The organism is Pseudomonas sp. NPDC090203 (assembly GCF_044746765.1).
Classification (GTDB): Bacteria; Pseudomonadota; Gammaproteobacteria; order Pseudomonadales; family Pseudomonadaceae; genus Aquipseudomonas; species Aquipseudomonas putida_AD.
On sequence record NZ_JBIVCV010000016.1, the window covers coordinates 87,090 to 113,735 of the forward strand.

The 26,646-nt window shown below is 62.3% G+C and carries 23 protein-coding genes; 17 read left to right on the forward strand and 6 right to left on the reverse strand.

Annotation, left to right across the window (positions count from 1 at the left end; translation table 11 throughout):
• Nucleotides 1-248 precede the first annotated feature (248 nt).
• From egtB to ACIPO9_RS23935, 4 genes are all read right to left on the reverse strand, one after another.
• A complete protein-coding gene (gene egtB, locus ACIPO9_RS23920; RefSeq protein WP_400783910.1) occupies nt 249-2,396 on the reverse strand; it encodes an ergothioneine biosynthesis protein EgtB in 2,148 nt (715 codons plus the stop codon).
• A 49-nt stretch (nt 2,397-2,445) separates the two neighbouring features.
• Nucleotides 2,446-2,802, reverse strand: a complete 357-nt coding sequence (locus ACIPO9_RS23925; protein WP_400783912.1) for a DUF427 domain-containing protein — start codon at nt 2,800-2,802, stop codon at nt 2,446-2,448.
• Nucleotides 2,803-2,954: 152 nt separating this feature from the next.
• Entirely contained in the window at nt 2,955-4,154 is a 1,200-nt protein-coding gene (locus tag ACIPO9_RS23930; RefSeq protein ID WP_400783914.1) for an HlyD family secretion protein, read from the reverse strand.
• On the reverse strand, nt 4,151-5,830 hold the full coding sequence (locus tag ACIPO9_RS23935; protein WP_400783915.1) for an MFS transporter: 1,680 nt from the start codon (nt 5,828-5,830) through the stop codon (nt 4,151-4,153). The genes ACIPO9_RS23930 and ACIPO9_RS23935 overlap by 4 nt, the downstream gene beginning before the upstream one ends.
• A 1,009-nt stretch (nt 5,831-6,839) precedes the next feature.
• Here ACIPO9_RS23935 and ACIPO9_RS23940 point away from each other — a divergent pair.
• Both ACIPO9_RS23940 and ACIPO9_RS23945 read left to right on the forward strand, forming a co-directional pair.
• The gene (locus tag ACIPO9_RS23940) at nt 6,840-7,100 is read left to right on the forward strand and encodes a DUF2790 domain-containing protein (RefSeq protein WP_274133570.1); all 261 of its coding nucleotides are present in this window, start codon (nt 6,840-6,842) and stop codon (nt 7,098-7,100) included.
• 17 nt (nt 7,101-7,117) lie between these two features.
• The gene (locus tag ACIPO9_RS23945) at nt 7,118-8,329 is read left to right on the forward strand and encodes a cytochrome c biogenesis protein DipZ (protein ID WP_400783916.1); all 1,212 of its coding nucleotides are present in this window, start codon (nt 7,118-7,120) and stop codon (nt 8,327-8,329) included.
• A 9-nt stretch (nt 8,330-8,338) separates the two neighbouring features.
• Here the strand turns inward: ACIPO9_RS23945 and ACIPO9_RS23950 are convergent, their stop codons facing one another.
• Nucleotides 8,339-8,881, reverse strand: coding sequence for a cytochrome b (locus tag ACIPO9_RS23950; protein WP_400783917.1), 543 nt, complete (start codon nt 8,879-8,881; stop codon nt 8,339-8,341).
• Between the two features lie 686 nt (nt 8,882-9,567).
• Here ACIPO9_RS23950 and ACIPO9_RS23955 point away from each other — a divergent pair.
• From ACIPO9_RS23955 to ACIPO9_RS24005, 11 genes are all read left to right on the forward strand, one after another.
• Nucleotides 9,568-10,650, forward strand: a complete 1,083-nt coding sequence (locus tag ACIPO9_RS23955; protein ID WP_400783919.1) for a transaldolase family protein — start codon at nt 9,568-9,570, stop codon at nt 10,648-10,650.
• Nucleotides 10,647-11,384 (forward strand): sulfotransferase family protein, encoded by a 738-nt coding sequence (locus ACIPO9_RS23960; protein WP_274133566.1) that lies wholly within the window; start codon nt 10,647-10,649, stop codon nt 11,382-11,384. The genes ACIPO9_RS23955 and ACIPO9_RS23960 overlap by 4 nt, the downstream gene beginning before the upstream one ends.
• Nucleotides 11,381-12,112, forward strand: coding sequence for an SDR family NAD(P)-dependent oxidoreductase (locus tag ACIPO9_RS23965; RefSeq protein ID WP_274133565.1), 732 nt, complete (start codon nt 11,381-11,383; stop codon nt 12,110-12,112). Before ACIPO9_RS23960 ends, ACIPO9_RS23965 begins: the two co-directional genes overlap by 4 nt.
• A gap of 38 nt (nt 12,113-12,150) precedes the next feature.
• Nucleotides 12,151-13,338, forward strand: coding sequence for a hypothetical protein (locus tag ACIPO9_RS23970; RefSeq protein ID WP_400783920.1), 1,188 nt, complete (start codon nt 12,151-12,153; stop codon nt 13,336-13,338).
• Complete coding sequence (locus ACIPO9_RS23975) at nt 13,298-14,080, forward strand: bifunctional 2-polyprenyl-6-hydroxyphenol methylase/3-demethylubiquinol 3-O-methyltransferase UbiG (protein WP_274133563.1); 783 nt, start codon at nt 13,298-13,300, stop codon at nt 14,078-14,080. Before ACIPO9_RS23970 ends, ACIPO9_RS23975 begins: the two co-directional genes overlap by 41 nt.
• A gap of 24 nt (nt 14,081-14,104) precedes the next feature.
• The gene (cysC, locus tag ACIPO9_RS23980) at nt 14,105-14,716 is read left to right on the forward strand and encodes an adenylyl-sulfate kinase (protein WP_400783921.1); all 612 of its coding nucleotides are present in this window, start codon (nt 14,105-14,107) and stop codon (nt 14,714-14,716) included.
• Nucleotides 14,717-14,816: 100 nt separating this feature from the next.
• Nucleotides 14,817-15,452, forward strand: coding sequence for a CGNR zinc finger domain-containing protein (locus tag ACIPO9_RS23985; RefSeq protein ID WP_400783922.1), 636 nt, complete (start codon nt 14,817-14,819; stop codon nt 15,450-15,452).
• A 110-nt stretch (nt 15,453-15,562) separates the two neighbouring features.
• On the forward strand, nt 15,563-16,480 hold the full coding sequence (locus ACIPO9_RS23990; protein WP_400783923.1) for a DUF72 domain-containing protein: 918 nt from the start codon (nt 15,563-15,565) through the stop codon (nt 16,478-16,480).
• A gap of 89 nt (nt 16,481-16,569) precedes the next feature.
• On the forward strand, nt 16,570-17,283 hold the full coding sequence (locus tag ACIPO9_RS23995; protein ID WP_337993894.1) for an endonuclease/exonuclease/phosphatase family protein: 714 nt from the start codon (nt 16,570-16,572) through the stop codon (nt 17,281-17,283).
• The gene (clsB, locus tag ACIPO9_RS24000) at nt 17,280-18,530 is read left to right on the forward strand and encodes a cardiolipin synthase ClsB (RefSeq protein WP_274133559.1); all 1,251 of its coding nucleotides are present in this window, start codon (nt 17,280-17,282) and stop codon (nt 18,528-18,530) included. The genes ACIPO9_RS23995 and clsB overlap by 4 nt, the downstream gene beginning before the upstream one ends.
• On the forward strand, nt 18,527-19,531 hold the full coding sequence (locus ACIPO9_RS24005; RefSeq protein WP_400783924.1) for a lysylphosphatidylglycerol synthase domain-containing protein: 1,005 nt from the start codon (nt 18,527-18,529) through the stop codon (nt 19,529-19,531). The genes clsB and ACIPO9_RS24005 overlap by 4 nt, the downstream gene beginning before the upstream one ends.
• Nucleotides 19,532-19,991: 460 nt before the next feature.
• Here the strand turns inward: ACIPO9_RS24005 and ACIPO9_RS24010 are convergent, their stop codons facing one another.
• Nucleotides 19,992-20,915, reverse strand: coding sequence for a MurR/RpiR family transcriptional regulator (locus ACIPO9_RS24010; protein ID WP_274133557.1), 924 nt, complete (start codon nt 20,913-20,915; stop codon nt 19,992-19,994).
• Between the two features lie 235 nt (nt 20,916-21,150).
• Here ACIPO9_RS24010 and iolC point away from each other — a divergent pair, with 235 nt between their 5' ends.
• From iolC to ACIPO9_RS24030, 4 genes are all read left to right on the forward strand, one after another.
• On the forward strand, nt 21,151-23,088 hold the full coding sequence (iolC, locus tag ACIPO9_RS24015) for a 5-dehydro-2-deoxygluconokinase (protein ID WP_400783926.1): 1,938 nt from the start codon (nt 21,151-21,153) through the stop codon (nt 23,086-23,088).
• 62 nt (nt 23,089-23,150) lie between these two features.
• Nucleotides 23,151-24,059: a myo-inosose-2 dehydratase gene (iolE, locus tag ACIPO9_RS24020; protein ID WP_400783927.1), complete on the forward strand. Its 909-nt coding sequence runs from the start codon at nt 23,151-23,153 to the stop codon at nt 24,057-24,059.
• Nucleotides 24,060-24,061: 2 nt separating this feature from the next.
• A complete protein-coding gene (iolB, locus tag ACIPO9_RS24025) occupies nt 24,062-24,871 on the forward strand; it encodes a 5-deoxy-glucuronate isomerase (protein WP_274133554.1) in 810 nt (269 codons plus the stop codon).
• Nucleotides 24,872-25,004: 133 nt separating this feature from the next.
• Nucleotides 25,005-26,504: a CoA-acylating methylmalonate-semialdehyde dehydrogenase gene (locus ACIPO9_RS24030; RefSeq protein WP_400783928.1), complete on the forward strand. Its 1,500-nt coding sequence runs from the start codon at nt 25,005-25,007 to the stop codon at nt 26,502-26,504.
• Nucleotides 26,505-26,646: the final 142 nt, after the last annotated feature.

Consider the following 26,646-nt stretch of genomic DNA (forward strand, 5'->3'; position numbering starts at 1 on the left):
CTCCATGAAGTTCGTCAGGGATGCTAACAGTGCAAATTTGCATATGACAATGACGAATAGTTGCAGGGTGGGCGGGCAACTTTGCCTGTCAGGATGCTGGCGAAGAGACACACCGCCGTCGCGGGCAAGCGCGCTCCTACAGCGTCCATGTTGAGGTCGCGGCGTTTTCAATATCGCTCCCGCGGGCAAGCCCGGCTGCTACGGGGTTGTGTGAATTCCGTAGCAGCACGGCTTGCCCGCGGGGCTGTTCAGGCCTGCAGGCTGAACAGCGCCACTTCAGGCGCGTCGCTGACCCAGTGCTCGGTCACCATCCAGCCCGCTTGCGCGGCGAGGGCGGTGAAGGATTGCACGGTGAACTTGTGCGAGTTTTCCGTGTGCAACCGCTCATCGGCGGCGAAATGGAAACGCTGCCCGGCGACTTCGACCACCTGATCCATCTGGCTGACCAGATGCATTTCCATGCACGCCTGGTCGGCATTCCACACCGCCAGATGGCGGAAAGCGTCGACGTTGAAGTTCGCCCCCAGCTCACGGTTGATCCGCGTCAGCAGATTCTTGTTGAAGCGCGCTGTCACACCTTCGGCATCGTCATAGGCCGCCACCAGCGTGTGCTCGTCCTTGACCATGTCCACGCCGACGATGAAATGCGCGTTCCTGCCCAGTACATCGTGGGCCGAGTGCAGAAACTCCACGGCCTGTTCATGGGTGAAATTGCCGATGGTGGACCCGGGGAAAAATCCGACGCGAGTGTGGCCGTTGGCTTCCTTGGGCAAGGTCAGCACACGGGTAAAATCATCCACCTGGGGCGCCACCACGAGCGATGGATAACGCTGGCGCAAGGCCTTGGCCGCCTTGTTCAACGCCGTGGCACTGATGTCGATCGGCACATACACCGCGATGTGCGGCGCGGCGTCGAGTAGCAGACGGGTTTTCTCGCTGGCCCCACTGCCGAACTCCACCAGTGCGGCACCTTCGGGGATGGTCGCGGCAATCTGCCCGACGACATCCGTCAACAGCCCGGTTTCGGCGCGGGTGGGGTAGTACTCGGCGGTTTCGCAGATGGCCTCGAACAGGTCCGAACCCTTGGCGTCGTAGAAATACTTGGGCGACAGGGTCTTGACCGGCGCCGACAGACCGGCGACCACGTCGCGGGCAAATTCGCTGTCGTGGGGGTTGACCACACCGGGCTGGCGCGCATCACGGGCCAGGCGCAGGCCCGACACCATCCAGCGTTTTTCGGCATGGAAGAAATTGCGATAGGTCACTCGGCAATGCTCGGGCGAGGTCACGCTGGCGCCACCGCGCAAGACCATCTGGTTGACCATGAACTTGCCGTTGTACTCGCCCACCGCACCCACCGAAGGCTTGAAGCCGGGGTAGGCGTTGTAGGCGGTCTGGGTCCACTGCCAGGCCACGTCGTCAACCTGTTCGAGCAAGCCTGCCCGGGCGGCGGCTTCCCATTCAGCCTCGGTGGGCAGGCGTGCGCCGGCCCAGTTGGCGAAGGCCGCCGCTTCGTAATAACTGATGTGGGTGACCGGGGCATTCGGATCGATGGCTTCAAGGCCGCGCAGGCTCATGCGTTTCCAGCCGTTGTCGTCATGTTGCCAATACAGTGGCGCATTCCAGCCAGCTTCCTGCACCAGCGTCCAGCCTTCGGACAGCCACAATGCAGCGGTGTGATAGCCGCCATCGGCGATGAAACTCAGCCACTGGCCGTTGGTGACAAGCCGGTCGCTGATCTCGAACGCCTGCAGGTAGGTGGTGTGGCGCGGGCCTTCGTTATCGAAGGCAAAACCCTCGCCGCCATGGCCGATCTGCGTGAGGCCGGCGTTGAGCGGCTTGAAACGCCCGCGGCGGCCGGAGGTATCCTTGGGCCAGCGCGGATCATAGGCGGGCTTGAGCGAGGACAGGCTGAACAGGTGCAGGATGTCCATCAGCAGCAGTTCCTGATGCTGCTCTTCATGGGCCAGGCCCAGTTCGATCAGGCTGCAGGTTTGGGTCGAAAGGCTGCCGGCAAAAAGCCGGGCCATCTGTTCGTCGACATGGGCGCGGTAGGCGCGCACCTGATCGACACCGGGGCGGGTCATCAGACCCCGTTGCGGGCGCGGATGGCGTGGGCCGACGGCTTCGTAATAGGAGTTGAAGAGGTAACAGAAGGCGGGATCGAACGGCGTGTAGTCGGGGATGTTCGGAGCCAGCAGGAAGGTCTCGAAGAACCAGGTGGTGTGCGCCATGTGCCATTTGGCGGGGCTGGCGTCGGGCATCGATTGCACCACCATGTCTTCGGGGCTCAGCGGTGCGACCAGTTGTTCGGTACGGCTGCGAACGCTCTGATAACGCTTGTACAGTGCAGTGGCGGCAGGTGTTTCACGTAGCTGACGGGAGTGGCGCGTCATCGGGGCTTTCTCCGGTGTTTGCCTGCGCATTGCTGCGCCGGTTTGAGCATCAGTGGACTTCGATCGTCACCTTGTCTGGATAGAACGCGACGTGCCCGGCGATCTCCTTGACCGCAGGGAAGGGCTGCTCATAGCTCCAGACGGCATTTTCAGCGGACTCGCCATTGGCCTTGAGGCTGAAATAGCTGGCATCCCCTTTGTAGGGGCAATGTGTTCGATGGTCGGTTATTTCGTAATGTTCCATGGAAATATCCGAACGGGGCACATAGATGACCGCCGGGTACTGTGCTTCCTTCAATTCCAGCGCCTTGTCGCTTTGCGCGACACGCACGCCCTTGAATTGCACGGTGACCCGGCCTTTGAGCGGGGCGATGGTGATGGGGTGATCCGGACCTGAGGTTTTCATGGCGCGTCATCCTGTCTGATCGAGGGAGATGGCAAACCAGGCGTGAGGCAGTCGGGCCGCCAAGGGAGGAAGGGCAGTGTAGTTGCCCTCCCGGCAGGTGACCGTGGTTTTTGCTTGCAGGTTCCTTGTCGAGCCGATGAACGGGCGACCCCTCAGTGCTGGGTATCCACCGAGCCGTCGACAGGATCTGGCGGCACCGGGCCGTCCTGGCTGGTGTCGATGCTCACCACCACCGACATCCCCGGGCGTAGCCGTTCAACACCGTCCTGATCGTCGTCCACGGTGATCCGCACCGGGATCCGCTGGGCGATCTTCACGAAGTTGCCCGTGGCGTTGTCCGCCGGCAACAGGCTGAATTCCGAACCTGCCGCTGGCGAGATCCGCTGCACCCGCCCGCGCATCTTGCGGTTTTCCAGGGCATCGACGGTGAAGGTTACCGGCTGTCCCAGGCGCACATTGGCCATCTGGGTTTCCTTCATGTTAGCGATGATCCAGCGCGGCTTGGGCACCAGCGCCATCAGTTGCGCGCCAGAGTTGACATAGGCGCCCAGGCGGGTGCCGATCTGGCCGAGCTGGCCGTCTCGAGGCGCCGTGATGCGGGTGTTGCTCAGGTCGATGCGCGCCAGCTCGATGGAGGCTTCGGCGTTCTGCACCGAGGCTTCGAGGGAGCCTCGGTTGACGATCACCGTCTGCAAATCCTGACGGGCGATTTCCAGCGTGGCCTTGGCCTCGGCCAGGGCGGCACGGGCCTGGGCATCGGCGGCGCGGGTCACGTCCAGTTCGCTTTTCGAGATCGAGCCATCGGTCACCAGTGCCGTGCTGCGGCGCAGGTCCGCGGCGGCCTTCTCGCTCTGGGCTTGGGCGTTGGCGACCGTTGCCTGGCGTTGGACGATGGTCGCTTCAGCACTGCGCCGCTGTTGCAGGTTGTTGTCCAGCGCGGCTTTCTGAATGCCCAATTGCGCGAGGCCCTGATCCAGATGCTGCTGGTAGATGCGGTCATCGATGCGCACCAGCAGATCGCCTGTTTTGACCCACTGGAAATCCTGCACCGGCACTTCATACACGTAGCCGCTCAGCTGCGGCCCGATGATCGTGGTCTGCCCGCGTACCTGGGCGTTTTCGGTGCTTTCGATGGGGCTGCTGAACGGCGGCAGTTGCCAGGCGTACAGCACCACCAGCACCCCGGCCAGCGCGACACCGCCGAACAGGATCGACGACACCAGGCGAATCTTCGCCGAACGCGGCTGGCTGGTGGCGGGCATCGCTGCCGGTGCCGGGGCGGGGCTTGCCGAAGGTGCCGGGGCGGCCTGGGTGGGCGGTGGGGTGCCGGAAGGCTTGCTCGGTTCTGTCATGAAGGTTGTACGCCGCTGGGTTGAACGGAAGAGGGTGTCGAAGGGGATGGCGTGAACGGCGCGACCGGTTCGGTGGTGATCCACAGCCAGGTCGCGCGGCTGGTGATCCAGATCATGGTCAGGATCGCGATCAGGGCGATCAGCATGAACACATCGTTATAGGCCAGGGTATTGGCCTCCCGGGTCGCGGCGGTGGCCAGGGCGCGAATGCCCTGGTTGGTGCGCGCCGAAGGGTCGGCGATGGCCGAGAGGTACGAGGCGCTGGAACTCTGCAAGCGCGCCTGCACCTGCGGGTCGAGCAGGGTCACGTGCTCGACGATGTGCGCCGAATGAAACTTCTCGCGCCAGACCTGAAAGGTGCCCAGCAACGCCGAGCCGATCAGGCTGCCGACGTTCTGTGCGATCCCGAACAGCACCGAAAAACTGACCATGTTGCGCGGGTTGCTCAACACGCCGCTCATGCCCAGCACCAGCGTTGGCCCCAGAAAGAACGTGCCACCGAACGCCAGCAGGAACTGGCTGAAATACATTTGCGGGCCACGGGTCAGGCTGGTGGAGAAGCTGTCCATGATCGAACCTGTGGCCATCAGCGCCAGGGAGATGATGAGCGGCTTGAACAGGTGCTGCGGGTGAATTGTCATCGCACTGACCACCAGCCCCGCGACACTGCCCAGCAGCATGAAGAAATACAGGGTGTGCAACTGTTCGGTGCCCTGATTCATCCCCTGCAGAAAACCCACGGCGCCGGTGGCCTGTTCCGACAGCACGATACGGGTGAGCAGCACGCCCATGGCGAAGCGGATCATCCGCCCACTGCCCAGCCAGCGGGTGATCAGCAAGGGGCGAGTGCGGTTGTGCTCGATACAGATGCCCATCACGATCAAGGCGATGGAGGAGGCCAGGGCCACGCCGATCCACGGCTCCTCCAGCCACCATTCGATGCGCCCCAGCGACAGCGCCGCGCACAGGGCAGCGAAGCCGGTGGCGAGTAGGATGAAGGTCAGGAAGTCGAGCTTTTCAAAAGCCTTGAAGCGATCACCTGGCGGCAGCTTGAGGATCAACACGCAGCCCAGGGACAGCAGGCACATTCCCAGCTCGAACAGGTACAACCCGCGCCATTCGGCGATCTGCAGCAGGTCTTCGGACACCAGCCGCGCCAGCGGTGTGGCCAGCTGTGCCGTGCCCAGGCCCAGCACCAGCGCTTTCATGCGCCACTTCTGCGGGAAGGCCTGGATCATGTAGTAAAGGCCCAGGGAGCTGAGCGCCGCGCCGACCATGCCGTGGGCGGCGCGCACGGCGATGGCCGATTCGATGTCGTTGACGAACAGATGGGCGAAGGTCACCAGCGCGTAGAGCACCAGGAACACTTCGGTAAACGCCCGCAGGCCGAACTGCTGGCGAAACTTCACCAGCAGCAGGTTGATCGAGACGTTGGTCATCACATAGGCGGCGGGCAGCCAGGCAATCTCAGCCTGGGTCGCGCCCAGCGCACCTTGCAGGTATTGCAGGTTGGCGACCACCAGCGCATTCCCAAGTCCGCCGGTGAGGGCAACGATCACCCCGACAATCGCAAACGCCCAGCGCTTGGGCGCGGAATGCAAAGGTGTAGACGGCGATCCGGGAATCGTCGGCCGCTCGTGGGGTGCCCAGTTGTGGGGTGTGTACTTGTCGTTCATCGAGCAGACCTGAAGGATGCTGTCCTGAGACCGTGGCTGCAGCGATATTACTCACCAGATGCCCGTGGCGTATGACGATTGTGCGTGAGAGGAGTTTAGATGCTCTGGATTGGATTGGAGGTGGGTCAGCAATTTATGTCTACGGCAGCACGGCTTGCTGATGCGGGCGATCTTGAAGACGCCGTCGCGGGCAAGCGCGCTCCTACAGATGCGAGCACCGATCCGTAGCAGCACAGCTTGCCGGCGGGGGCGATCTCGAGGGCGCCGTCGCGAGCAAGCTCACTCCTACAGGGTCGAGTCAACCCGCCCGTAGCAGTCCGGCTTGCCGGCGTCGGCGATCGTGAGGCCGCCATCGCGGGCAAGCGCGCTCCTACAGATGCGAACACCGATCCGTAGCAGCACGGCTTGCCGGCGGGGGCGATTTTGGGGGCGCCGACGCCGGCAAGCCGGACTGCTACGGGGCGGGGGTGTGTTTTTGATTTTGATCTTCATACGCGGTGGTGCAGGCGCCGCCTAACGCGACGTTAAGGCGCCAGGCCGAGCGCAGGTGTCGTGTAGGGGGATGAGCGGCATGGATGCCGCGAAAGCCGTGCGGGCCAGGGACGGCCCATCACGGCGTGCCCCCGGAGCGGCGCCGGAGTCGAGGGAAGTCCGAAGGACCCCAGCCTGTCGCAATGGCTTTGCTTACTTTCCCCGTAAGGAAAGTCAGTCGCCCGTAAGGGGCGAAACCCTAGGCCAAAACCACCACGAAAATGGATATTCACACGACCTAGAAGTCACCCGCAGACGCGGAGCGTCACACAAGCCGTTACCACGCGGAGCGTGGGAACGATCATTTAGCAGGGGAACGCCCACGCGGATTTGTATCCCACTGTATCCACACCCCCCATAGACACTTACCGATGAAATAGCCCCGCCCCCCCGACACATCCGCGATACCTCCAGACCGTTCAATAGGCTCCAACGAAACACACAACCTTGAACACATTGAAAACCCTTGGAGATCGCCATGAACTGGAAAAACCTCTCAATCGCCACCCTGTTCGCCGCCCTGAGCCTGGGCGCCCTGTCTGCCCAGGCCCAGGACCTGGCCAAACCACAGGCCTACAAATACGGCGACCACCTGGACATCCAGAAAGTCATCTCCTCCCACGAAGGCACCACCCCGGTCTGCGGCGTCGTCACCTCGCAACTGACCTACCTGGACTCAATGAACCAGACCCACGTGCTCGACTACAAGAGCTTCTCCGGCGGCTGCCACGACAACTGATCAGGCTGGTACTCCCTATGTTGCTCATCGCATTCCTGGGCGGGATCGTCACCGTTCTCAGCCCCTGCATCCTCCCCGTGGTGCCGTTTCTGTTCGCCCGCGCCGACCGCTCGGTGTCCTCGGTGCTGCTGACGCTGCTCGGCCTGAGCCTGACCTTCGCCCTGGTTTCAAGCCTTGCGGTGGTGAGCAGTGATTGGGTAGTGACCGCCAACGGCATTGGCCGGCAGGTGGCGCTGGTGATCCTGGTGCTGTTCGCCCTGTCGCTGTTATCGGCCAGGATCGGCCACTGGCTGACCTGGCCGCTGGTGACACTGGGCAATCGCCTGGACCCGGCCACCCGCCGGCTGTCCGGCCCTTCGGCTTCATTGCTGATCGGCGTGGCCACCGGGCTGTTGTGGGCGCCCTGCGCCGGGCCGATCCTGGGGATCATCCTGACCGGCGCCATGCTGCAAGGCCCGAGCGCACAGACCAGCCTCTTGCTGTTGGCCTATGGCCTAGGCAGCGCAGTGTCGCTGGGGGCGCTGATCTTCGCCGGGCGCGGCCTGGTGGCGAAGATGAAACTGTCGTTGCCGGTCACTTCCTGGTTGCGTCGCGGGGCGGGCCTTGCGGCGCTGGTGGTGGCGGTGACCATCGCCAGCGGTTCGCAGAATCAGTTGCTGGCCGGCACCTCATCCCAGGGCGCGGCGGCGGTGGAGCAGGGCCTGCTGAGTGGCGTGCCGAAGGTCATCGATTACCTGGTCAGCAGCGTCAAGGCAGCCTCGGCACCTGATGTCAGTGCCAAGGGTGAAATGCCGTCGCTGTCCGGAGCCGTGCAATGGCTGAACTCACCCTCGCTGAGCAAGGAGTCGCTGCGGGGCAAGGTGGTGCTGGTGGATTTCTGGACCTTCGACTGCATCAACTGCCAGCACAGCATTCCCTATGTGAACGAGTGGGCGAAGAAGTACGAGAAGGACGGCCTGGTGGTGATCGGCGTCCACACCCCTGAATACCCTTACGAGCGGGTGGTGGACAACGTGCGCAAGAACGTCGCCAAGCTGGGCCTGAACTACCCGATTGCCATCGACAATGACTACGCCATCTGGCGCGCATTCGGCAATCAGTACTGGCCTGCGCACTACATCATCGACGCCCAGGGCCAGATCCGCTACACCCACTTCGGCGAAGGCGGCTACGACACCCAGGAGCAGGTGATCCAGCAACTCCTCGCCGAGGCCCGCGCCAAAGGCTGATCGAGCGGGTTACACCATGCGGCGCACGGTATTGTCCTTGCGCACGAAGTGATGCCAGAGGGCTGCAATCACATGCAGCCCGATGACGTAGTAGAAGATCGTCCCCAGCAGCACGTGGTAATGCTCCAGTGTTTCGGCGGTGTCCTTGGCAATGGCGAACGGAGCAGGAATGCTCAGCGACGTCAGCGGAATCGGCAACGCACCGCGTTCCAGCAACACGGTGAACAGGCCCAGCAGCGGCTGCGCGAACAGGAAGGCATACAGCGCGTAGTGCGACAGGGTCGCGGCCAGACGCAGGGCACCCTCCAGTGGCGGGGTGATGCCCGGGGGCGTGTGGCGGTGACGCTCGGCGATGCGAAACCAAGCCATGATGAACACCACGATCCCCACCCAGAAATGACTCTGGACCACCAGCGCGCGCAGATCGGTGCCCTTGGCGAACTGGCTGCGGCTGAGAATCAGCGCGTAGGCCAGCACGATCAGCACGGCCATCACCCAGTGAAACCAGCGGGCCTTGTAGCTGTAGCGTTCGGTATTGATAGGTGTACTCACGGTCGGGTCCCTCGGTTCCTGGTTTTTTTTCGCAGGCAGTTTGCCTTGCCTTTATGAACGCTGTCAGCGCCACAGGTTTCGATCAAGCGCTGTGATGGCTTTCAAATGGCGTGCCGGTTTTACCAGCGCAGCCCCATGCCTTGAAACGTTGCAAAACGCTGATCGGAAGAATGTTGCATATCACGGTCCTTAGAATGTTTTGCATCCATAACCGTAAAAGTGTGTGGTTTACATTCATGTCCAACAAATAGGCGCCAAATAAATAACTTGTCAGTAATAAGTAATACTATTTGTTAAAGAGTTAATTCGAATGATGTTATTCAAATGAGGGTATGGCTCGATATTGAAGTTATTTTGTTTTTAAGATCTATCAATTGCTCTGTTTATAATTATTCATAATTAGCAATCCATCGAAACGAGTTTGACAGGTAATCCACTTGGATCCATCTTTATCACCGACGGTTCAGCGTCCCTGACTATCGGTCTGACCAGACTGGCATTTTGCCCAGCTCCACTGGGGCCTTCACCACCATTCATGGATATTTGCACACAGGACTCTGCACATGGACGTCCCCGGATTCGCTCGCCTGTTGAAACAGCAAAACATGGACTCCGAAGTGTGGTGGGATTCGTCCCCCACAGAGTGCGCCCTCTTTAAAAGGCGCATGTTGTCGCTTTATCCCGATATGTCGGATTACATCGCTCATTTATTGCCCGAAGTCTTTTCGCGACAAGCTGGCGATATCAGCGGTGCCACCACTAATCCGAGCCTGATCAGCCGCACCGTACTGGAAAACAGCGCTAAATGGCGCGACTACCTCGCCAGCCTGTCCCTGAGCCTGCCCAGTGCCGAAAAGGCCCGCAGGGTTTACGACCAAGCCATTGTCGAAGGCGCGAATGTGCTTTATCCCTCGTGGGTGGGTTCTGCCAGGCGCCATGGCTGGCTGTCGGCGCAGATCGATGGCGGCGAGCGCATGGGCGAGGGGATGCTGGTGGCCCGGGGGCTGCAACTGGCGAGCCTGGCGCCGAATGTCATGGTCAAGGTGCCGGGCAGCGAGCAGGGCTATCGCGCCATCGAACAGTTGGTGGCCGAGGGCTGTTCGGTCAACAACACCTTCTGCTTTACGGTGTCGCAGGTGGCCGCCTGCCTCAAGGCCATCCACAACGGACGCCTGCGTGCACAGGTTCAGGGCGTGAATACCGATCATGCACGCTATGTCATCAGTTTCATGATCGGACGGCTGGGCGCCGAGCCCGAGTTCGAAGGCCAGGCCCGGCAACGCCGTCTGCACCTGACCGCAGCCGACCGGCGCTGGGCCGAGCTTGCGGTCTATCAGGCGATGCAGGCGCTGCTGCGCCGCTGGCAGACACCGGCGCGGCTGTTGCTGTGCAGCCTGAAGATCGACACCGACGTGCGCGGCCGCGAGCATTGCTGGCACCTGCAGCGGACCGGGGCAGATGCCACGCTCTATACCATGACGCCGCAGATCCTCGAGTTTCTCATCCGCCGCCAGCAGCAAGGCCAGCCGATCGTGCCCGCCCGGGACTGGGTGCAGGTGCCCAAGCGGGTGCTGAACCGGCTGATGGCGATTCCCTATTTCAACCAGGCGTACTTCGAAGGCGATCTGGCGCCGTCCGAATTTTCCCGTCATCCGGCGTTCATCACCGCCAGCCGCGATGCACGCGATGGCCAGGAGCGCTTGCTGGCGTTCGTCAAGAATGCGCACGGCGCGCCTGTGAATGGCATGCCCATGGAGCGTGCCTCATGAACCGCATGATCGCGCTGTGGGCGCACCCGCGTTCACGCTCGACGGTGCTTGAGCGGGTGTTCATCGAACGCGGCGATTTCGAGGTGTTCCATGAACCCTTCGCGCACATGGCGTTCGACGAGCAGTCGGCCATCCCCCACGACGATCTGGATTGCGGCTTGCCGCGCAGCTACGAAGCGATCAAGGCGTTGCTGCGCGACACCCGCCAGGCCCGCAACGTGTTTCACAAGGACATGTGCTACCACTGCCTGGACGAGCTCAAGGCCGACCCCGAGTTTCTGCTGGAGCAGCAGAACGTGTTCATCATTCGCGAGCCGGGCCGGGCCATCCTGTCCCACCACGCGATGTTCGCGCAGATGCCGCTGGCGGCCATCGGGCACAAGGCACTGTACGAAATCTTCTGCGAGGTGACGCGGCTCACCGGAAAGATTCCCTACGTGGTCAATGGCGATGACCTGGCCAGGCAGCCGGAGCAGACCCTGCGCAGGCTCTGTGACCACTTGCAGCTGGACTTCCTGCCCGAGGCGCTCAGTTGGGAGGCCGGTTGCCCTGCGCAATGGATGGCCTGGCGCAGTTGGCACAAGGAGGCGGAGAGCAGCACCCGGATCGTCGCGCCGGAAACCGGATTCGACGAACGCCAGCTCACTGAATCCCCCCATCTGATGGCGTATTACCAGGTCCATCGGCCGTTCTACGAGCGCATGAATCACTTCGTGCAACAGGGACATCCATGAAAAAGATCGTTATCACCGGCGCCGCCAACGGCATTGGCAGGGCCACCGCGATGGCCTGTGTGGAGGCGGGGTTCTTCGTGATCGCTGCCGACAAGGATCGCCTCGGCTTGCAGGCCCTGCAACGCGACCTGCCACCCCACAGGCTGGAAACCCACCTGGTCGATTTCGCCCAGGCATCGGTCTACCAGTCGTTCATCGGCAATCTCTACGAGGTTCACAAGCACCGCAGCCTGCACGGGCTGGTCAACAACGCAGGCGTCTACAACGGCAAGAGCGTGTACGACTACAGCGACGGGGACATGGAGGAAATGTGGGCGGTAAACCTCAAGTCGCTGGTCTACCTGTCCAAGGATTTCGCCCGGCACGAACCCCAGGCGCAGCATTCGCGAAGCATCATCAACATCACCTCGGTGGCCGGCGAGGTGGGCAGCATGGACGCTCTCTACGGCGCCACCAAGGCGGGCGTCATCGGCCTGACCAAGGCCAACGCCTGGAATTTCGCTCCTCGGGTGCGGGTCAACGCCGTGTCTCCGGCGCTGGTGCGCAATACCTCCATCCATGACCGCATACCCGAGCATCGGCGCAAGGAGTACGAACGACAGGAAATCCTCGACGAGCCCATCGAACCCCAGGGCGTGGCCGATGTGATCATGTTTCTGCTGTCTGACCAGAGCCGCCACCTGACCGGGAAAGTCATCGCAGTCGACAACGGCGCCTACCCGCGCTGACGCGACCGGGCGAGGGACGCTAACAAGGAGAACACGACATGCAACGCAAAAAGTTGTTGATCGTTGGCGGCGGCAATCTGTGCCTGCAGATCCTGCAGATTCTGGCCGGACGCAATCAGTTCGAATTTCACGTGGCCAGCCGCAACCTGGAACAGGCCACGCGGCTGTGCAACCTGGTGCGGCTGGCGGCCTTGCAGCGGGACGTGCAGGTCAGTATCCAGCCCTGGGAGATGGACCTGACCGAGGCCACCATCGAGCGCAACGCCTACACCCTCGCCAAGATCAAGCCCGACATCATTCTCAACTGCGCTTCGCTGCAGTCCTGGCGCATCATCACCCAGCTTCCCAAGGTGACCTTCGACGCGCTGGACGAGGCGCAACTGGGGCCCTGGCTGCCGATGCACCTGGCGCCGGCCTATGCCTTGATGCGGGCGATCAAGCAGTCCTGCCCCAGAAGGCTGGTGGTCAACGCCGCGTACCCCGATGCGGTCAATGCGGTGCTGTTCAAGGCCGGCCTGGCGCCGGACGTGGGCGTGGGCAACATCGCCAATCTGGTGCCGGCCACCCGCTGCGCCATCGCCCGGCTGGCGCACTGCGAGCCGCTTCAGGTCGGGGTCAAGCTGATCGGCCAGCATTACTTCAGTCATTACGTGCCGCGGCGTGGCTTGCCGGCCCAGGCCCATTTCAACCTGAGTTACTGGATTGACGGCCGCGAACGCACCGACGAATTCCCTGCCCAGGCCATCTTTGCCAGCGTCGCTGAACACTTCCGCCGGCTGGGCGGCATCGATGGCCAGTACCTGACCGCCATGTCGGCGATCCGGGTGCTGGAAAACCTGTTCGCCGAAGACGAAGTGCACGTCCATGCCCCCGGCCCCCACGGCCTGCCGGGTGGGTATCCGGTCAAGGTCGGCATGGGCCAGGTGCTGCTCGGGCTGCCGTATGGCGTCACCCGCGAGGAGGCGATCACGCTCAACGAGGCCGGGCAGCGCCAGGACGGCATCGAGTCGATCCTGGCCGATGGCACGGTGGTGTTCGGCCGCGCGCAGATGGGCGTGATGGAACAGATGCTGGGTTATTTCATGCCGCAGATGAAGGTATCGGAAGCGGCGCATTGTGCAGAGGAGCTGGGGCGTAAATACCGGGCGTTCGCCAGCGACATTCATCAGCAGGGAGTCAGCAGCCATGTCAGTCAGCAACCCGCTATCACCCGCCGCGCCAGTTGATCTTGACGATCAGGATTACGCCCAACAGTACAGCGCCGATTTCGTCGCCCGCTGGGATGAATTGATCGACTGGGACAAACGCGCCGCGGGGGAGGGGTCGTTCTTCACCGATCAACTGCTTGCGGCCGGCGCCTGTCGAGTGCTCGACGCTTCCACCGGCACCGGCTTTCACGCGGTGCAACTGCGCCGGGCCGGGTTCGATGTGGTGGCCTGCGATGGCAGCCCGAGCATGTTCGAACGGGCCAAGGTCAACTTCGCCCGGCGCAGCCTCGACATCCCGTTGCTGTGCCTGGACTGGCATCGTCTTGACCCCAGGCTGCTCGGCACCTTCGATGCAGTGGTGTGCCTGGGCAGCTCGCTGTGCCACCTCTTCGAGCAGGACGAGCGGGTCGAAGTGCTCAAGCGCTTTCGCAGCGTGCTCAAGCCCGGCGGGCTGCTGTTGATCGATCAGCGCAATTTCCAGGCGATCCTCAGTGGGCATTTTTCGTCGTCGGGGCGCTATTACTACTGTGGCAAGAGCGCGAAGGTCACGCTGGGCGAGCTCAACCGCTCCCTGTGCGAGTTCATCTACACCTTCAGCGATGGCGCCTGTTTCCGGCTGCGGGTGTACCCCGTATTGCCCGCGCAACTGAGAGGCGAGCTGGCGCTGGCCGGGTTTGAAGTCGGCAAGAGCGTGGGCGATTTCAAGCATGTCTATGACCCGATGCGCGCCGACTTCATCATCCACCAGGCCTTCGCCTGAAAACAAAGCCAGGGAGGCTTTAGCATGAACATCCAGAGTGCCCCTTCGGGCTCGACCCACAACCTGTTCGCCTATTCATTCACCCGCAAGGCCCCGGGCGAAGGGCAGCCTGCACCCCATGTCATCTGGCTGACCGGGCTGTCCGCGGCCGGCAAGTCCACCATCGTCGACGGCCTCAAACCGGTATTGCAGGGGCGCGGGCTCAGGACCTGCATCCTCGACGGAGACTCGGTGCGCAGCGGCCTGTGCCGCGACCTCGGGTTCAGCGACCATGACCGCGAAGAAAACGTGCGCCGGGTGGCGGAGGTGGCGGCGTTGATGGCCGATGCCGGGCTGACCGTCATGGTGGCGCTGATTTCGCCGACCTATGCCTGCCGCCATTACGCGCGTTCGATCATCGGCACCGAGCGGTTCGTCGAAGTCTTTGTCGATGCGCCGCTGGCGGTGGCCGAGGCGCGGGATCCCAAGGGGCTTTACCGGCGTGCCCGCCAGGGTGAAATTCGCGGCTTCACCGGCATCGATTCGGCGTATGAACCGCCGGTGTGCCCTGAGCTGCACATCCACAGCGACCGGACCAGCGTCGCCGAGGCGGTGGGCATGATCGACGACTGGCTGCGCCGTTCCAGAGGCGAATGACCGTTCATCCCCCTCGTTTGAAGGGGCAGTCGTCAGAAATTCCCTCGAATTCGCCCGTCTCTGCCATTATTCAGCAGTGAGCCACTGCTGGGGACGGGCGATGTCTATCGGTCAGTTGAAGGTCAATGCCATCCGCCTGGTCGGCGGCATGGGCGTGCTCGACTTCCTCAATACCTGCGATGGCCGCAGGCCCGGCACAGGGCTTGATGAGGTGATCGACAAGTTGTCGAATCTCGAAGACGTCGTGCACTGGTTTCATCACGCTGGCCTGATCGGTTCGGATGAGCATGAGCGGCTGGTGCACCTGGTGCATGATGCGTCCTGGCACAGCATCACGGCGTTCAGCCAGCTGATTGCGTTGCGCGAGTCGCTGTACCGGCTGTTCCTGGCCTTGGCGCTGGGCGAAGCCGCAGATCCTGTGGCCATGGACGAGCTGAACGCGGCCCTGGCCCAGACCGCTGCGCAGCGTCAGGTGGTAGCGGTGCCGGGCGGGTTCATCTGGCGCTGGTTGCCGGCCAACTCCCTGGAAGCCATGACCGCAGGTTTCATCGGCCGCATGGCGGTACAGGCTGCGGCGCTGCTGACATCCCCCGACCTCTCCAGGCTCAAGGCCTGCGCGACACCTGACTGCGACTGGCTGTTCATCGACACCTCGAAAAACGGCCGGCGCCGCTGGTGTCAGATGAATGTCTGTGGCGCGCGCGAGAAGGCTCGCAGGGCGGTAGGGCACTTCTAGGCCAGCCAATCCCTGCAAAAAACTACGGAACCTGGCCACCTCTCAAGCTTCATATCCTTTTGAAGGCGCTCACGGCACGGGCCGTGGCGGGAAGCACAGAGAGCACTTGCATGGGCGATATCCGTATCGGCATCTCGGGCTGGCGCTATGTGCCGTGGCGCGGTGATTTCTACCCGGAAGGCCTGGCTCAGAAAAACGAACTCAAATTCGCGTCCAGAGCGGTGAACAGCATTGAAATCAATGGCTCGTTCTACTCTCTGCAGTCGCCGGATCTCTACGCCCGCTGGTATGCCGACACGCCCAAGGGCTTCGTTTTCAGCCTCAAGGCGCCGCGTTACATCACCCACGTCAAGCGTCTGAAGGACATCGACGAAGCCCTGGCCAACTTCTTTGCCTCGGGGCTGTTTCAGTTGAAGGACAAGCTGGGGCCGATCCTCTGGCAATTCCCGCCAAGCTTCAAATTCGACGCTGAACGCTTCGAGCATTTCCTGCAGCAGTTGCCCCACGATGGCAAGGCCGCCAAAACCTGCGCCCAGGGCTGCGCGCCGCGCATGGAGAAACCGGGCTATCTCGACATTCCGGCCAGGGCGCGCCTGCGTCATGCCGTGGAAATTCGCCATGAAAGCTTTGCCGCCGCCGAATTCATCGCCCTGTTGCGCAAGTACAAGGTGGCGCTGGTAACCGCCGACACGGCCGGCAAGTGGCCGTATCTGGAAGACCTTACCTGCGACTTCATCTACCTGCGCCTGCACGGCGACGAAAAACTCTACGCCAGTGGCTACACAAAGCCTGCGCTCAAGCGCTGGGGCGACCGCATCGATGCATGGCGCCAGGGCGAGCAACCCGCTGACGCGCACCTGGCCAGTGCCAAGGCCATGCGGGCGCGCAAGTCGCGGGATGTCTTCTGTTACTTCGACAACGACATCAAGGTGCGCGCGCCCTATGACGCACGGGCCTTGCTTGCGCGTTTCAAGCTGACCGACGCGCTGCAAGTCGCGCCCGGCGATCTGCAAGGAGTTGAGTTTTGAGCAGCATTTCCAGTAGCGTCCTCGCCCCCCAGGACACCGGCCGCCGACGACCGCCGGCGTCGACCCGCATCACCCTGCACGTGCTGACCATGAACATGCACATGGGCTTCGGTTTTCTCAACCGGCGCTTCATCCTGCCCGAACTGCGCGATGCGGTGCGCAGCGTGTCGGCCGATGTGGTGTTTCTGCAAGAGGTGCACGGCGAGCATCAGAGCCATGCGCAGAAGGTCAAGAACTGGCCGACCATTTCGCAGTACGAATTCCTCGCCGACAGCATGTGGCAGGACTTCGCCTACGGTCGCAACGCGGTGTATCCCCATGGCCACCACGGCAACGCGCTGCTGTCCAAGTACCCGATCGTGCGCCATGAGAACCTCGACATTTCGATCCTCGGCACCGAAGAGCGCGGCCTGCTGCATTGTGTGTTGCAGGTGCCGGACTGTGGCGAGGTCCACGCCGTGTGCGTGCACCTGGGCCTCAAGGAAATTCATCGCCAGCAGCAACTGGCGCTGATGGCCGACCTGGTTGCGCGGCTGCCGGCCGATGCACCGGTCATCATCGCCGGAGACTTCAACGACTGGCGCCAGAAGGCCGATGCGGCGCTGGCCTCGACCGGCTTGCGCGAGGTGTTCGTCGAAACCTTCGGCGCCCCGGCCAAGAGCTTTCCGGCGCGTTTTCCCCTGTTGCGGCTGGACCGCATCTACGTGCGCAACGTCAGCATCGCCAAACCCCAGGTCCTGTCCAACCGGCCCTGGTCACACCTGTCCGATCACGCGCCACTGGCCGTGGAGGTGATCCTGTGAAGACATTCAACGATCGATGCGGCATCTGGCAGGACGGCAACTCGGTGGAGTTGCTGATCAATGGCGAGGACTATTTCAGCAAGGTCTTCGCCTGTATTCGTGCGGCCCGGCAAGAGGTGTTGCTGGAAACCTTCATCATCTTCGAAGACCGCATCGGCGAAGGCCTGCAACAGGCGGTGATCGAGGCGGCCAGCCGTGGCGTGCGGGTGGTGATCACCGTGGACGACTATGGCACCTGTGATCTGAGTTCGGCGTTCGTGGCGAAGATGATCGAGGCCGGTGTGCAGATCCAGCTGTTCGATCCGCAGCCGCGGCTCATGGGCATGCGCACCAACCTGTTCCGCCGCCTGCACCGCAAGGTGGTGGTGATCGATGGCGAGCTGGCGTTCATGGGCGGCATCAACTACAGCGTCGATCACATGGCGGACACCGGCATCACCGCCAAGCAGGATTATGCGGTGCTGGTGCGCGGCCCTATCGTGGCCGACATCCATCGCTCGACCCTGAACATGCTAAGCCCCGCGTTGCGCAAGACCTTTGCGCCACTCAAACCTGTAACCCGCCAGGCGGGCCCTGCGCGCATGTTGCTGGCCGAGCGCGACAACCGCCAGCACACCACCGACATCGAAGAGCAATACCTGCTCGCGATGCGCAGCGCCCAACAACGCATCACCATCGCCAATGCGTACTTCTTCCCCAGTTACCGCTTCCTGCGTGAACTGCGCAACGCCGCGCGTCGGGGGGTGAAGGTCACCCTGATCCTGCAAGGCAAGCCGGACATGCCGTTCGTGCGCATGTGTTCGCGCCTGACCTACACCTGGCTGCTGCGCGAAGGGGTGGTGATCCACGAATACAAGCAACGTGCGCTGCACGGCAAGGTGGCGCTGATTGACCACGAATGGTCGACCGTGGGCTCCAGCAACCTCGACCCGTTGAGCCTTGCGCTGAACCTTGAGGCCAATCTGTTCATCCGCGACCGGGCGCTGAACGAGCAGCTGCATCAGCACTTGCAGGACCTGGCGGCCGCCCACAGCAAGCAGGCCAACCTCAAAGGGCTGGCGAAAGGGCAGTGGTGGCGGGCGCCGATGATCTTCCTGAGCTTCCACTTTCTGCGGCATTTCCCTGCCATCGCCGGCCTGTTTCCGGTCCACGGTCCGCGGCTCAAGCCCATGCGCGCCGCCGACGGGCTGCCAGAGGCCCAGGTGCTCAAGCATGAATTGGCGCCTGAACAGGAGAAGTCGTCATGAGCGGTCTGTCGCGGACAACCGGGCACCCAGGGACGGAGCAGGTCACTGGCAAACACGGCCCTTGGCTTAAATGGGCCAAGCGCCTGTTTACGCTGTTTTTCTTCGTCGCCGTGCCGGTGCTGCTGTTTCTGCTGGTGAGAAACCTGGACTGGAACGAGGTGACCCACGCGCTGGAATCCTACAAGGCCAGCACCCTGGCGCTGGGCTTTGTGGTGGCGGCGGGCAGTTACCTGACCTATTGCGGATTCGATGTGCTGGCGCGGCGCTACACCGAGCACAAGCTGTCGGTAAAGCAGATCGTGCCGGTGACCTTCGTCTGTTATGCCTTCAACCTCAACCTGAGTTCCTGGGTCGGCGGCATCGCCCTGCGTTACCGTTTGTATTCGCGGCTGGGGCTGGATGTGCCGACCATCACACGCATTCTCAGCCTGAGCCTGGTGACCAACTGGCTGGGCTACATGCTGCTGGCCGGGTTCGTGTTCGCCGGGGATTTCATTGACCTGCCCGAAGGCTGGAAGATCGGCGACACGACGCTGCAGTTGATCGGCTTTGTGCTGCTGGCGGTGTGTTACGGGTACTTTCTGGCGTGCCGCTTTTCTCGTCGGCGCACCTGGACCATTCGCAAGCAGAAGCTGGTCTTGCCGTCGTTGAACCAGGCGTTGCGCCAAGCCTGTCTAGGGGCGCTGAACTGGGGGCTGATGGCGCTGCTGATCTACATACTGCTGCCGGAAAAAGCCTTCTATCCGGCGGTGCTGGGGATTTTGCTGATCAGCAGCATCGCCGGGGTCATCGCTCATATCCCGGCGGGGCTTGGGGTGCTGGAAACGGTGTTCATTACGCTGATGCAGCATCAGTTCAGCAAGGGGCAGTTGCTGGCGGCGCTGATTGGGTATCGGGTGATTTATTTCCTGATTCCGCTGATGCTGGCGGTGGTGGTGTATCTGGTGTTGGAGAAACGGGCCAAGGGCATGCGCAGGCGTAACGAAGCGCGGGATCTCTGATTTTTGTATTGATGATCGTTCCCACGCTCTGCGTGGTAACGGCGTGTTTGACGCTCTGCGTCTTCTTGCGACGCTGAAGTCGTGTGTATATCCGTCTTCGCGGTGGTTGAGGCATTCACCACCGCGCACCAAGATCAAATTCTAAAACACACCCCCGACCCGTAGCAGCACGGCTTGCCGGCGGGGACGTCCGCAAGACCGCCCCCGCCGGCAAGCCGTGCTGCTACGGGGGGAGTTGCATCTGTAGGAGCGCGCTTGCCCGCGATGGCGGTGGTGCATCCGACACCTCTCCATCGAATGTACCGCCCATTCGCGGGCAAGCGCGCTCCTACGATTTTGGGTATGGCAAAGAATACGGAACTGATGGCGTCCGCAAGATCGACCCCGCCGTAAGGGCGGGAGGCTGAGTCCCCGTCACCACAACTAACGGATCAGCCTCCAATCAAAAGCCAAAAACACCTCAATCCTCAAACCCCACCTGCTCCGAAATCTCATCCACCTTCAATTCCAACCGATACGCCACAGCGATAAACAACGCCTGACACAAACACAGCGTCGCACTCAATGAACGAAACGCAAACGAGCTCCCCTCATTGACCAACAACACCGCATTGGCCCGCTTGGCCAGCGGCGACAGGTTGCTGTCGGTAATGATCAACGTCTTGGCCTGATGATGCTGGGCAATACGCAGGCAGTGTTGCGTCTCCTTGCCATAGGGCGTGAAGCTGATCGCGATCACCAGGTCATTGGCGCGCACGCTGCGCATCTGCTCGCGATAGCTGCCGCCAAGGCCCGACACCAGATGGATGCGCTTGTTGGTGTGCTGCAGGTTGTAGACCAGATAATCGGCCACCGCGAACGAGCGGCGCACGCCGACCACGTAGATGTTGTCGGCGTTGACCACCAGATCCACAGCCTTTTCGAACGATTCGTCGTCCAGCTCCAGCGCAAGCCGCTCAAGCCCGGACAGCGTGGCGTTCACGCATTCGCGCGCCAAGTCGCCGCCGCTGGCTTTCTGCGATTTGTTGGCGATCATGCTGCGGATGCGTTGCTGGTAGTTCTGCACCGGCGTGGCCTTGTGGGTGTAGGCCTCGCGAAACAGCGCCTGCATTTCACTGAAGCCACTGAAACCGAACCGCTGGGAAAACCGCACGATGGCCGACGGGTGCACTTCACACTCGCGGGCGATGTCGCTGATGCGGTCGACCATGATCCGGTCGCTCTGCTGGCTCATGTAGCTGGCGATGCGCTTGAGCTGGCGCGGCAGGCTTTCGTATTCGGCGGTGATCAGCTTGAGCAGGGCATCAGCGGTTTCCGGCGCGGTGATGGACGACGCGGGGCTGTCGTCGGTGTCGGGCAGGGACGGCTGATCAGTGCTGGACATACGTTCGGATCCTCAAGCTTTTCTTATCGCCCCAGTTTACAGGGCTTCACATTTATATCCTGCCTGTTTAGCACGATCTGCCAGCATTTGCGCAAAATAGAAAAAAAGTTCCACATGAAAATAATTTAGAAAAAATCATTGATCCGGACGCGATGCCGTTCTAGTCTGCATTCACGAACGCGGCCTGCACCTCTCACGCAGGCCTGGCTGATAACAATAAATATGAGGAGCCGGCATGGGCCAGACTCGTTTTGCCAGTGGACGTCAGTTGGATGTGGTGTGCCTTGGGCGTCTGGGCGTGGACCTGTACGCGCAGCAGATCGGCGCGCGGCTGGAAGATGTCTCAAGTTTCGCCAAGTACCTGGGCGGGTCCTCCGCCAACATCGCGTTTGGCACGGCGCGCCTCGGGGTGAAGTCGGCCATGCTGACCCGCGTCGGTGACGATCACATGGGGCGTTTCCTGGTGGAATCCCTGGCCCGCGAAGGCTGCGATGTCAGTGGCATCAAGGTCGATGCCGAACGCCTGACGGCCATGGTGCTGCTGGGCATCAAGGATCGCGAAACCTTCCCGCTGGTGTTCTACCGGGAAAACTGCGCCGACATGGCCCTGGCCGCCGAAGACATCGATGAGGCGCAGATCGCGTCGAGCAAGGCGCTGTTGATCACCGGCACCCATTTCTCCACCGACCAGGTGTTCAAGGCCAGCAGCCAGGCGCTCGATTACGCCGAAAAGCACAACGTCAAGCGCGTGCTGGACATCGACTATCGCCCGGTGCTCTGGGGCCTGACCGGCAAGGCCGATGGCCAGACCCGCTTTGTCGCCAACCAGAGTGTCAGCCAGCATGTGCAACGCATTCTGCCGCGCTTCGACCTGATCGTCGGCACCGAAGAAGAATTTCTCATCGCCGGCGGCTCGACCGACCTGCTCGGCGCCCTGCGTAACGTGCGCGAGCTGACCGCCGCTACCCTTGTCGTCAAGCTCGGGCCACAAGGCTGCACGGTGATCCATGGAGCGATTCCTGCGCGGCTCGAAGACGGCGCGATCTACCCCGGCGTGCGTGTCGAGGTACTGAACGTGCTGGGCGCAGGCGACGCGTTCATGTCCGGTTTTCTGAAAGGCTGGCTCAACGACGAAAGCGACGAGCGCTGCTGCCAGTTGGCCAATGCCTGCGGCGGGCTGGTGGTGTCGCGCCATGCCTGTGCCCCGGCCATGCCGACGCTGGCGGAACTGGACTACCTGTTCCAGAGCCCGGTGCCAATCACCCGGCCCGACCAGGACGTCACGCTGCAGCGCCTGCATCAGGTCAGCGTGCCGCGCCGGGAATGGAAGCAGCTGTTCATTTTCGCCTTCGATCATCGCGGGCAACTGGTGGAACTGGCGCAGAAGGCCGGGCGTGACCTGGCCTGCATCGGTCAGCTCAAGCAGTTGTTCATTCAGGCGGTGGAGCGGGTCGAGGCCGACTTGGCCCGGCGCGGAATCGCCGCCGATGTCGGGCTGCTGGCCGATCAACGCTTCGGCCAGGATTCGCTGAACGCTGCCACCGGCCGCGACTGGTGGATCGCCCGGCCGGTCGAAGTGCAGGGCTCGCGACCGCTGGCGTTTGAGCATGGCCGTTCCATCGGCAGCAACCTGATGGCCTGGCCCAAGGAGCAGATCATCAAATGCCTGGTGCAATACCATCCCGATGACGAACCCATGCTGCGCCTGGAACAGGAAGCGCAACTGATGGGGCTGTATCAGGCGTCCCAGGCCAGCGGTCATGAATTGTTGCTGGAGGTCATTCCGCCCAAGGATCACCCCAGCACTCACCCCGAGGTGATCTATCGCTCCCTCAAACGCCTCTACAATCTGGGGATTTACCCTGCGTGGTGGAAGATCGAAACCCAGCCGGCGCACGTCTGGGAACAGCTCGATGCACTGATTCAGGAGCGCGACCCTTACTGCCGTGGCGTCGTGTTGCTGGGCCTGAACGCACCGGCCGAAGCCTTGGCCGCAGGTTTTCGCGAAGCGAGCCGCAGTTCGACCTGCCGCGGGTTTGCCGTGGGCCGCACGATTTTCCACGAACCCAGCCGCGCCTGGCTGGAAGGGGAAATCGACGACGCCGGGCTCATCAGCCGGGTGCAGAGCACCTTCGGTTTCCTGATCGAATCCTGGCGCGAGGCGCGGGGCTGAGCACCTGACCTGATCCGCTGCAATCCCATGTTCAACGCGAAAAAAACAACAAAGGTCCAGCCATGCACGCTTCTGCAATCCGAATTGGCATCAACCCGATTTCCTGGAGCAACGACGACCTGCCGGCCCTGGGCGGCGAAACCCCACTGAGCACCGCCTTGAGCGAGGGCCGGGAAATCGGTTACGAAGGCTTCGAACTCAACGGCAAGTTCCCCAAGGACGCCAAGGGTGTTGCCGATGTGCTCAAGCCCTATGACCTGGCGCTGGTGTCGGGCTGGTACTCCAGCCGCCTGGCCAGCCGCTCGGTGGCCGAAGAGATCGAAGCCATCGCCAGACACGTCGAGCTGCTCAAGCACAACGGCGCCAAGGTGCTGGTCTACGGTGAGGTGGCCGACTCGATCCAGGGCCAGCGCATTCGTCTGGTGGAGCGTCCGCGCTTTCACAGCGAGGCGGCGTGGCAGCAATACGCGGACAAACTCACGGAGCTTGCGCGTTTCACCTTGTCACAAGGCGTGCGCCTGGCGTATCACCACCACATGGGCGCCTATGTCGAATCCCCTGAAGACATCGACAAACTGATGGCGCTGACCGGCAGTGAAGTGGGCCTGCTGTTCGATTCGGGCCATTGCTACATGGGCGGTGGCGAGCCGCTTGCAGTGCTGCGCAAACACATCGACCGGGTGTGCCATGTGCACTTCAAGGACGTGCGCAAACCTGTGGTGCAACTGGCGCGCAATAATTTGTGGAGCTTTCCGGATTGCATCGTCAATGGCACCTTCACCGTGCCGGGCGATGGCGACATTGATTTCGCAGCCCTGCTCGATGTGCTGATAAAGGCGCGCTACGAGGGCTGGCTGGTGGTCGAGGCCGAGCAGGATCCTGCCGTCGCACCCAGCTATGTCTATGCGAAGAAAGGCTACGACACCCTGCGCAGCCTGCTGGCCGCTGCGCAAAAGCAAGGGAGTTTGTGAACATGAATCTTCTGGTCAAGAGCAAGGCTGAAGGGCGCGATGTGGTGGCCCTGGGTGAGGGCGTGCTGGAGTACGTCGGGTTTGCTGCCCATCGCCTGACAGTGGGCGAGCGTCTGCCGGTCAGCGCGGGCGACAAGGAGCTGTGCCTGGTGCTGCTCAGCGGGCGCGTCAGTGTCAGCGGCGAAGCGCCGGGGCAGGGCGCCTTCAACTGGGAAAACATCGGCGACCGACAATCGGTGTTCGAAGACAAATCGCCCTTCGCCGTGTACCTGCCGCCCGGCAGCCAGGCGCAGGTGGTGGCCTTGAGCGCTGTGCAGATCGCGGTGTGTGCGGCGCCCGGCAATCCGGAAGGGGATCTGCCTGCACGCTTGATCAAGCCCGACACCATGAAGCGCAGCGTGCGCGGCAAGGCGGCCAACACCCGTTATGTGTGCGACATCCTGCCGGATTCGGAGCCTGCCCATTCGCTGCTGGTGGTGGAAGTGCGCACGCCGTCGGGTCATTCATCCAGCTACCCGCCGCACAAGCACGACAAGGACGACCTGCCTCACGAGAGTTTTCTGGAGGAGACCTACTACCACCAGATCAACCCGCCACAGGGCTTCATCTTCCAGCGCGTCTACACCGACGATCGCAGCATCGACCAGGCCATGGCCGTGGAAAACAACGACCTGGTCACGGTGCCCAAGGGCTACCACCCGGTCAGCGTGCCCTACGGCTACGAGTCCTACTACCTGAACGTGATGGCCGGCCCCAAACGCGCCTGGCAATTTCACAACGATCCGCAGCATCAGTGGCTGCTGGATCTCTGAACCTCACACATACCCCGTAGCAGCACGGCTTGCCGGCGGGAGCGGTGGATCAGCAACATCATGGTCGCCTGACACACCGCACCCGCCGGCAAGCCGTGCTGCTACGTAGGTACACTCTTCAAGGAGCCCCGCAATGAGCAATGCCCCGATCATCGGCCACTGCATCAATGGCCAGGTACAGGACGCCAGCGAGCGATTCAGCGATGTGTTCAACCCCGCCACCGGCGAGGTCCAGGCTCGGGTGGCGCTGGCCGAACTTGCAACCGTCGACCAGGCGGTAGCCGCTGCCAAGGCCGCGTTCCCCGCCTGGGCTGACCAGTCCTCCCTGCGTCGCGCACGGGTGATGTTCAAGTTCAAGGAACTGCTGGACCAGCACCACGACGAACTGGCCGAAATCATCTGCCGCGAACACGGCAAGGTGTTTTCCGATGCCAAGGGCGAAGTGGTGCGCGGCATCGAGATCGTCGAGTTCGCCTGTGGCGCGCCGAGCCTGTTGAAAAGCGATTTCAGCGACAACATCGGCGGCGGCATCGACAACTGGAACCTGCGCCAGCCCCTGGGCGTGTGCGCGGGTATCACCCCGTTCAACTTCCCGGTCATGGTGCCGCTGTGGATGATTCCCATGGCACTGGTGACCGGCAACTGCTTCATCCTCAAGCCTTCGGAGCGGGACCCTTCGGCCAGCCTGCTGATGGCCCGCCTGCTCAAGCAGGCCGGGTTGCCGGACGGCGTGTTCAACGTGGTCCAGGGCGACAAACTGGCGGTCGATGCGCTGCTTCAACACAAGGATGTCGAGGCGATTTCCTTCGTGGGCTCGACGCCGATTGCCGAGTACATCTACCAGCAAGGCACTGCCAACGGCAAACGGGTACAGGCGCTGGGCGGTGCCAAGAACCACATGATCGTGATGCCCGATGCCGACCTGGACCAGGCCGCCGACGCCTTGATTGGCGCCGCCTACGGTTCGGCGGGCGAGCGCTGCATGGCGATTTCCATCGCCGTGGTGGTCGGCGATGTAGGCCAGAAGCTGATCGACAAATTGCTGCCGCGCATCGACTCCCTCAAGGTCGGCAACGGCATGAACAAGGATTCGGACATGGGCCCGCTGGTCACGGCGGTGCACAAGGCCAAGGTCGAGGGCTACATCGAACAGGGCGTGAAGGAAGGCGCGAAACTGATCGTCGATGGCCGCAACTTCAAGGTGCCGGGCGCCGAGAACGGTTTCTTCGTGGGTGCGACGCTGTTCGATGACGTCACCCCTGAGATGACCATCTATAAGGAAGAGATTTTCGGGCCGGTGCTGGGCATCGTTCACGTGGCGGATTTCGCCGCAGCGGTGGAGCTGATCAACGCCCATGAGTTTGGCAACGGTGTGTCGTGCTTCACCAGTGACGGCGGCATCGCCCGCGCGTTCGCCCGCAGCATCAAGGTGGGTATGGTCGGGATCAATGTGCCGATTCCGGTGCCAATGGCCTGGCATTCGTTCGGCGGCTGGAAGCGCTCGCTGTTCGGCGACCACCACGCCTACGGCGAAGAGGGCTTGCGTTTCTTCAGCCGCTACAAGAGCGTGATGCAGCGCTGGCCGGACAGCATCGCCAAGGGCGCGGAGTTCAGCATGCCGACGGCGAAGTAACGCATACGCCGAACTCTGTAGGAGCGCGCTTGCCCGCGACGACGCAGGTACATCCAACGCATATCTTGCGTTCGAACGATTGCCGTCGCGGGCAAGCGCGCTCCTACAGGGTGTTTCATGTACCTCCAATGTAAAATAACAA

Bases quoted from the DNA above. Each gene is read 5' to 3' on its own strand.
- egtB (WP_400783910.1), bottom strand. From the start codon at position 2,396: ATGACGCGCCACTCCCGTCAGCTACGTGAAACACCTGCCGCCACTGCA.
- ACIPO9_RS23925 (WP_400783912.1), bottom strand. From the start codon at position 2,802: ATGAAAACCTCAGGTCCGGATCACCCCATCACCATCGCCCCGCTCAAA.
- ACIPO9_RS23930 (WP_400783914.1), bottom strand. From the start codon at position 4,154: ATGACAGAACCGAGCAAGCCTTCCGGCACCCCACCGCCCACCCAGGCC.
- ACIPO9_RS23935 (WP_400783915.1), bottom strand. From the start codon at position 5,830: ATGAACGACAAGTACACACCCCACAACTGGGCACCCCACGAGCGGCCG.
- ACIPO9_RS23940 (WP_274133570.1), top strand. From the start codon at position 6,840: ATGAACTGGAAAAACCTCTCAATCGCCACCCTGTTCGCCGCCCTGAGC.
- ACIPO9_RS23945 (WP_400783916.1), top strand. From the start codon at position 7,118: ATGTTGCTCATCGCATTCCTGGGCGGGATCGTCACCGTTCTCAGCCCC.
- ACIPO9_RS23955 (WP_400783919.1), top strand. From the start codon at position 9,568: ATGTCGGATTACATCGCTCATTTATTGCCCGAAGTCTTTTCGCGACAA.
- ACIPO9_RS23960 (WP_274133566.1), top strand. From the start codon at position 10,647: ATGAACCGCATGATCGCGCTGTGGGCGCACCCGCGTTCACGCTCGACG.
- ACIPO9_RS23965 (WP_274133565.1), top strand. From the start codon at position 11,381: ATGAAAAAGATCGTTATCACCGGCGCCGCCAACGGCATTGGCAGGGCC.
- ACIPO9_RS23970 (WP_400783920.1), top strand. From the start codon at position 12,151: ATGCAACGCAAAAAGTTGTTGATCGTTGGCGGCGGCAATCTGTGCCTG.
- ACIPO9_RS23975 (WP_274133563.1), top strand. From the start codon at position 13,298: ATGTCAGTCAGCAACCCGCTATCACCCGCCGCGCCAGTTGATCTTGAC.
- cysC (WP_400783921.1), top strand. From the start codon at position 14,105: ATGAACATCCAGAGTGCCCCTTCGGGCTCGACCCACAACCTGTTCGCC.
- ACIPO9_RS23985 (WP_400783922.1), top strand. From the start codon at position 14,817: ATGTCTATCGGTCAGTTGAAGGTCAATGCCATCCGCCTGGTCGGCGGC.
- ACIPO9_RS23990 (WP_400783923.1), top strand. From the start codon at position 15,563: ATGGGCGATATCCGTATCGGCATCTCGGGCTGGCGCTATGTGCCGTGG.
- ACIPO9_RS23995 (WP_337993894.1), top strand. From the start codon at position 16,570: ATGAACATGCACATGGGCTTCGGTTTTCTCAACCGGCGCTTCATCCTG.
- ACIPO9_RS24005 (WP_400783924.1), top strand. From the start codon at position 18,527: ATGAGCGGTCTGTCGCGGACAACCGGGCACCCAGGGACGGAGCAGGTC.
- ACIPO9_RS24010 (WP_274133557.1), bottom strand. From the start codon at position 20,915: ATGTCCAGCACTGATCAGCCGTCCCTGCCCGACACCGACGACAGCCCC.
- iolC (WP_400783926.1), top strand. From the start codon at position 21,151: ATGGGCCAGACTCGTTTTGCCAGTGGACGTCAGTTGGATGTGGTGTGC.
- iolE (WP_400783927.1), top strand. From the start codon at position 23,151: ATGCACGCTTCTGCAATCCGAATTGGCATCAACCCGATTTCCTGGAGC.
- iolB (WP_274133554.1), top strand. From the start codon at position 24,062: ATGAATCTTCTGGTCAAGAGCAAGGCTGAAGGGCGCGATGTGGTGGCC.
- ACIPO9_RS24030 (WP_400783928.1), top strand. From the start codon at position 25,005: ATGAGCAATGCCCCGATCATCGGCCACTGCATCAATGGCCAGGTACAG.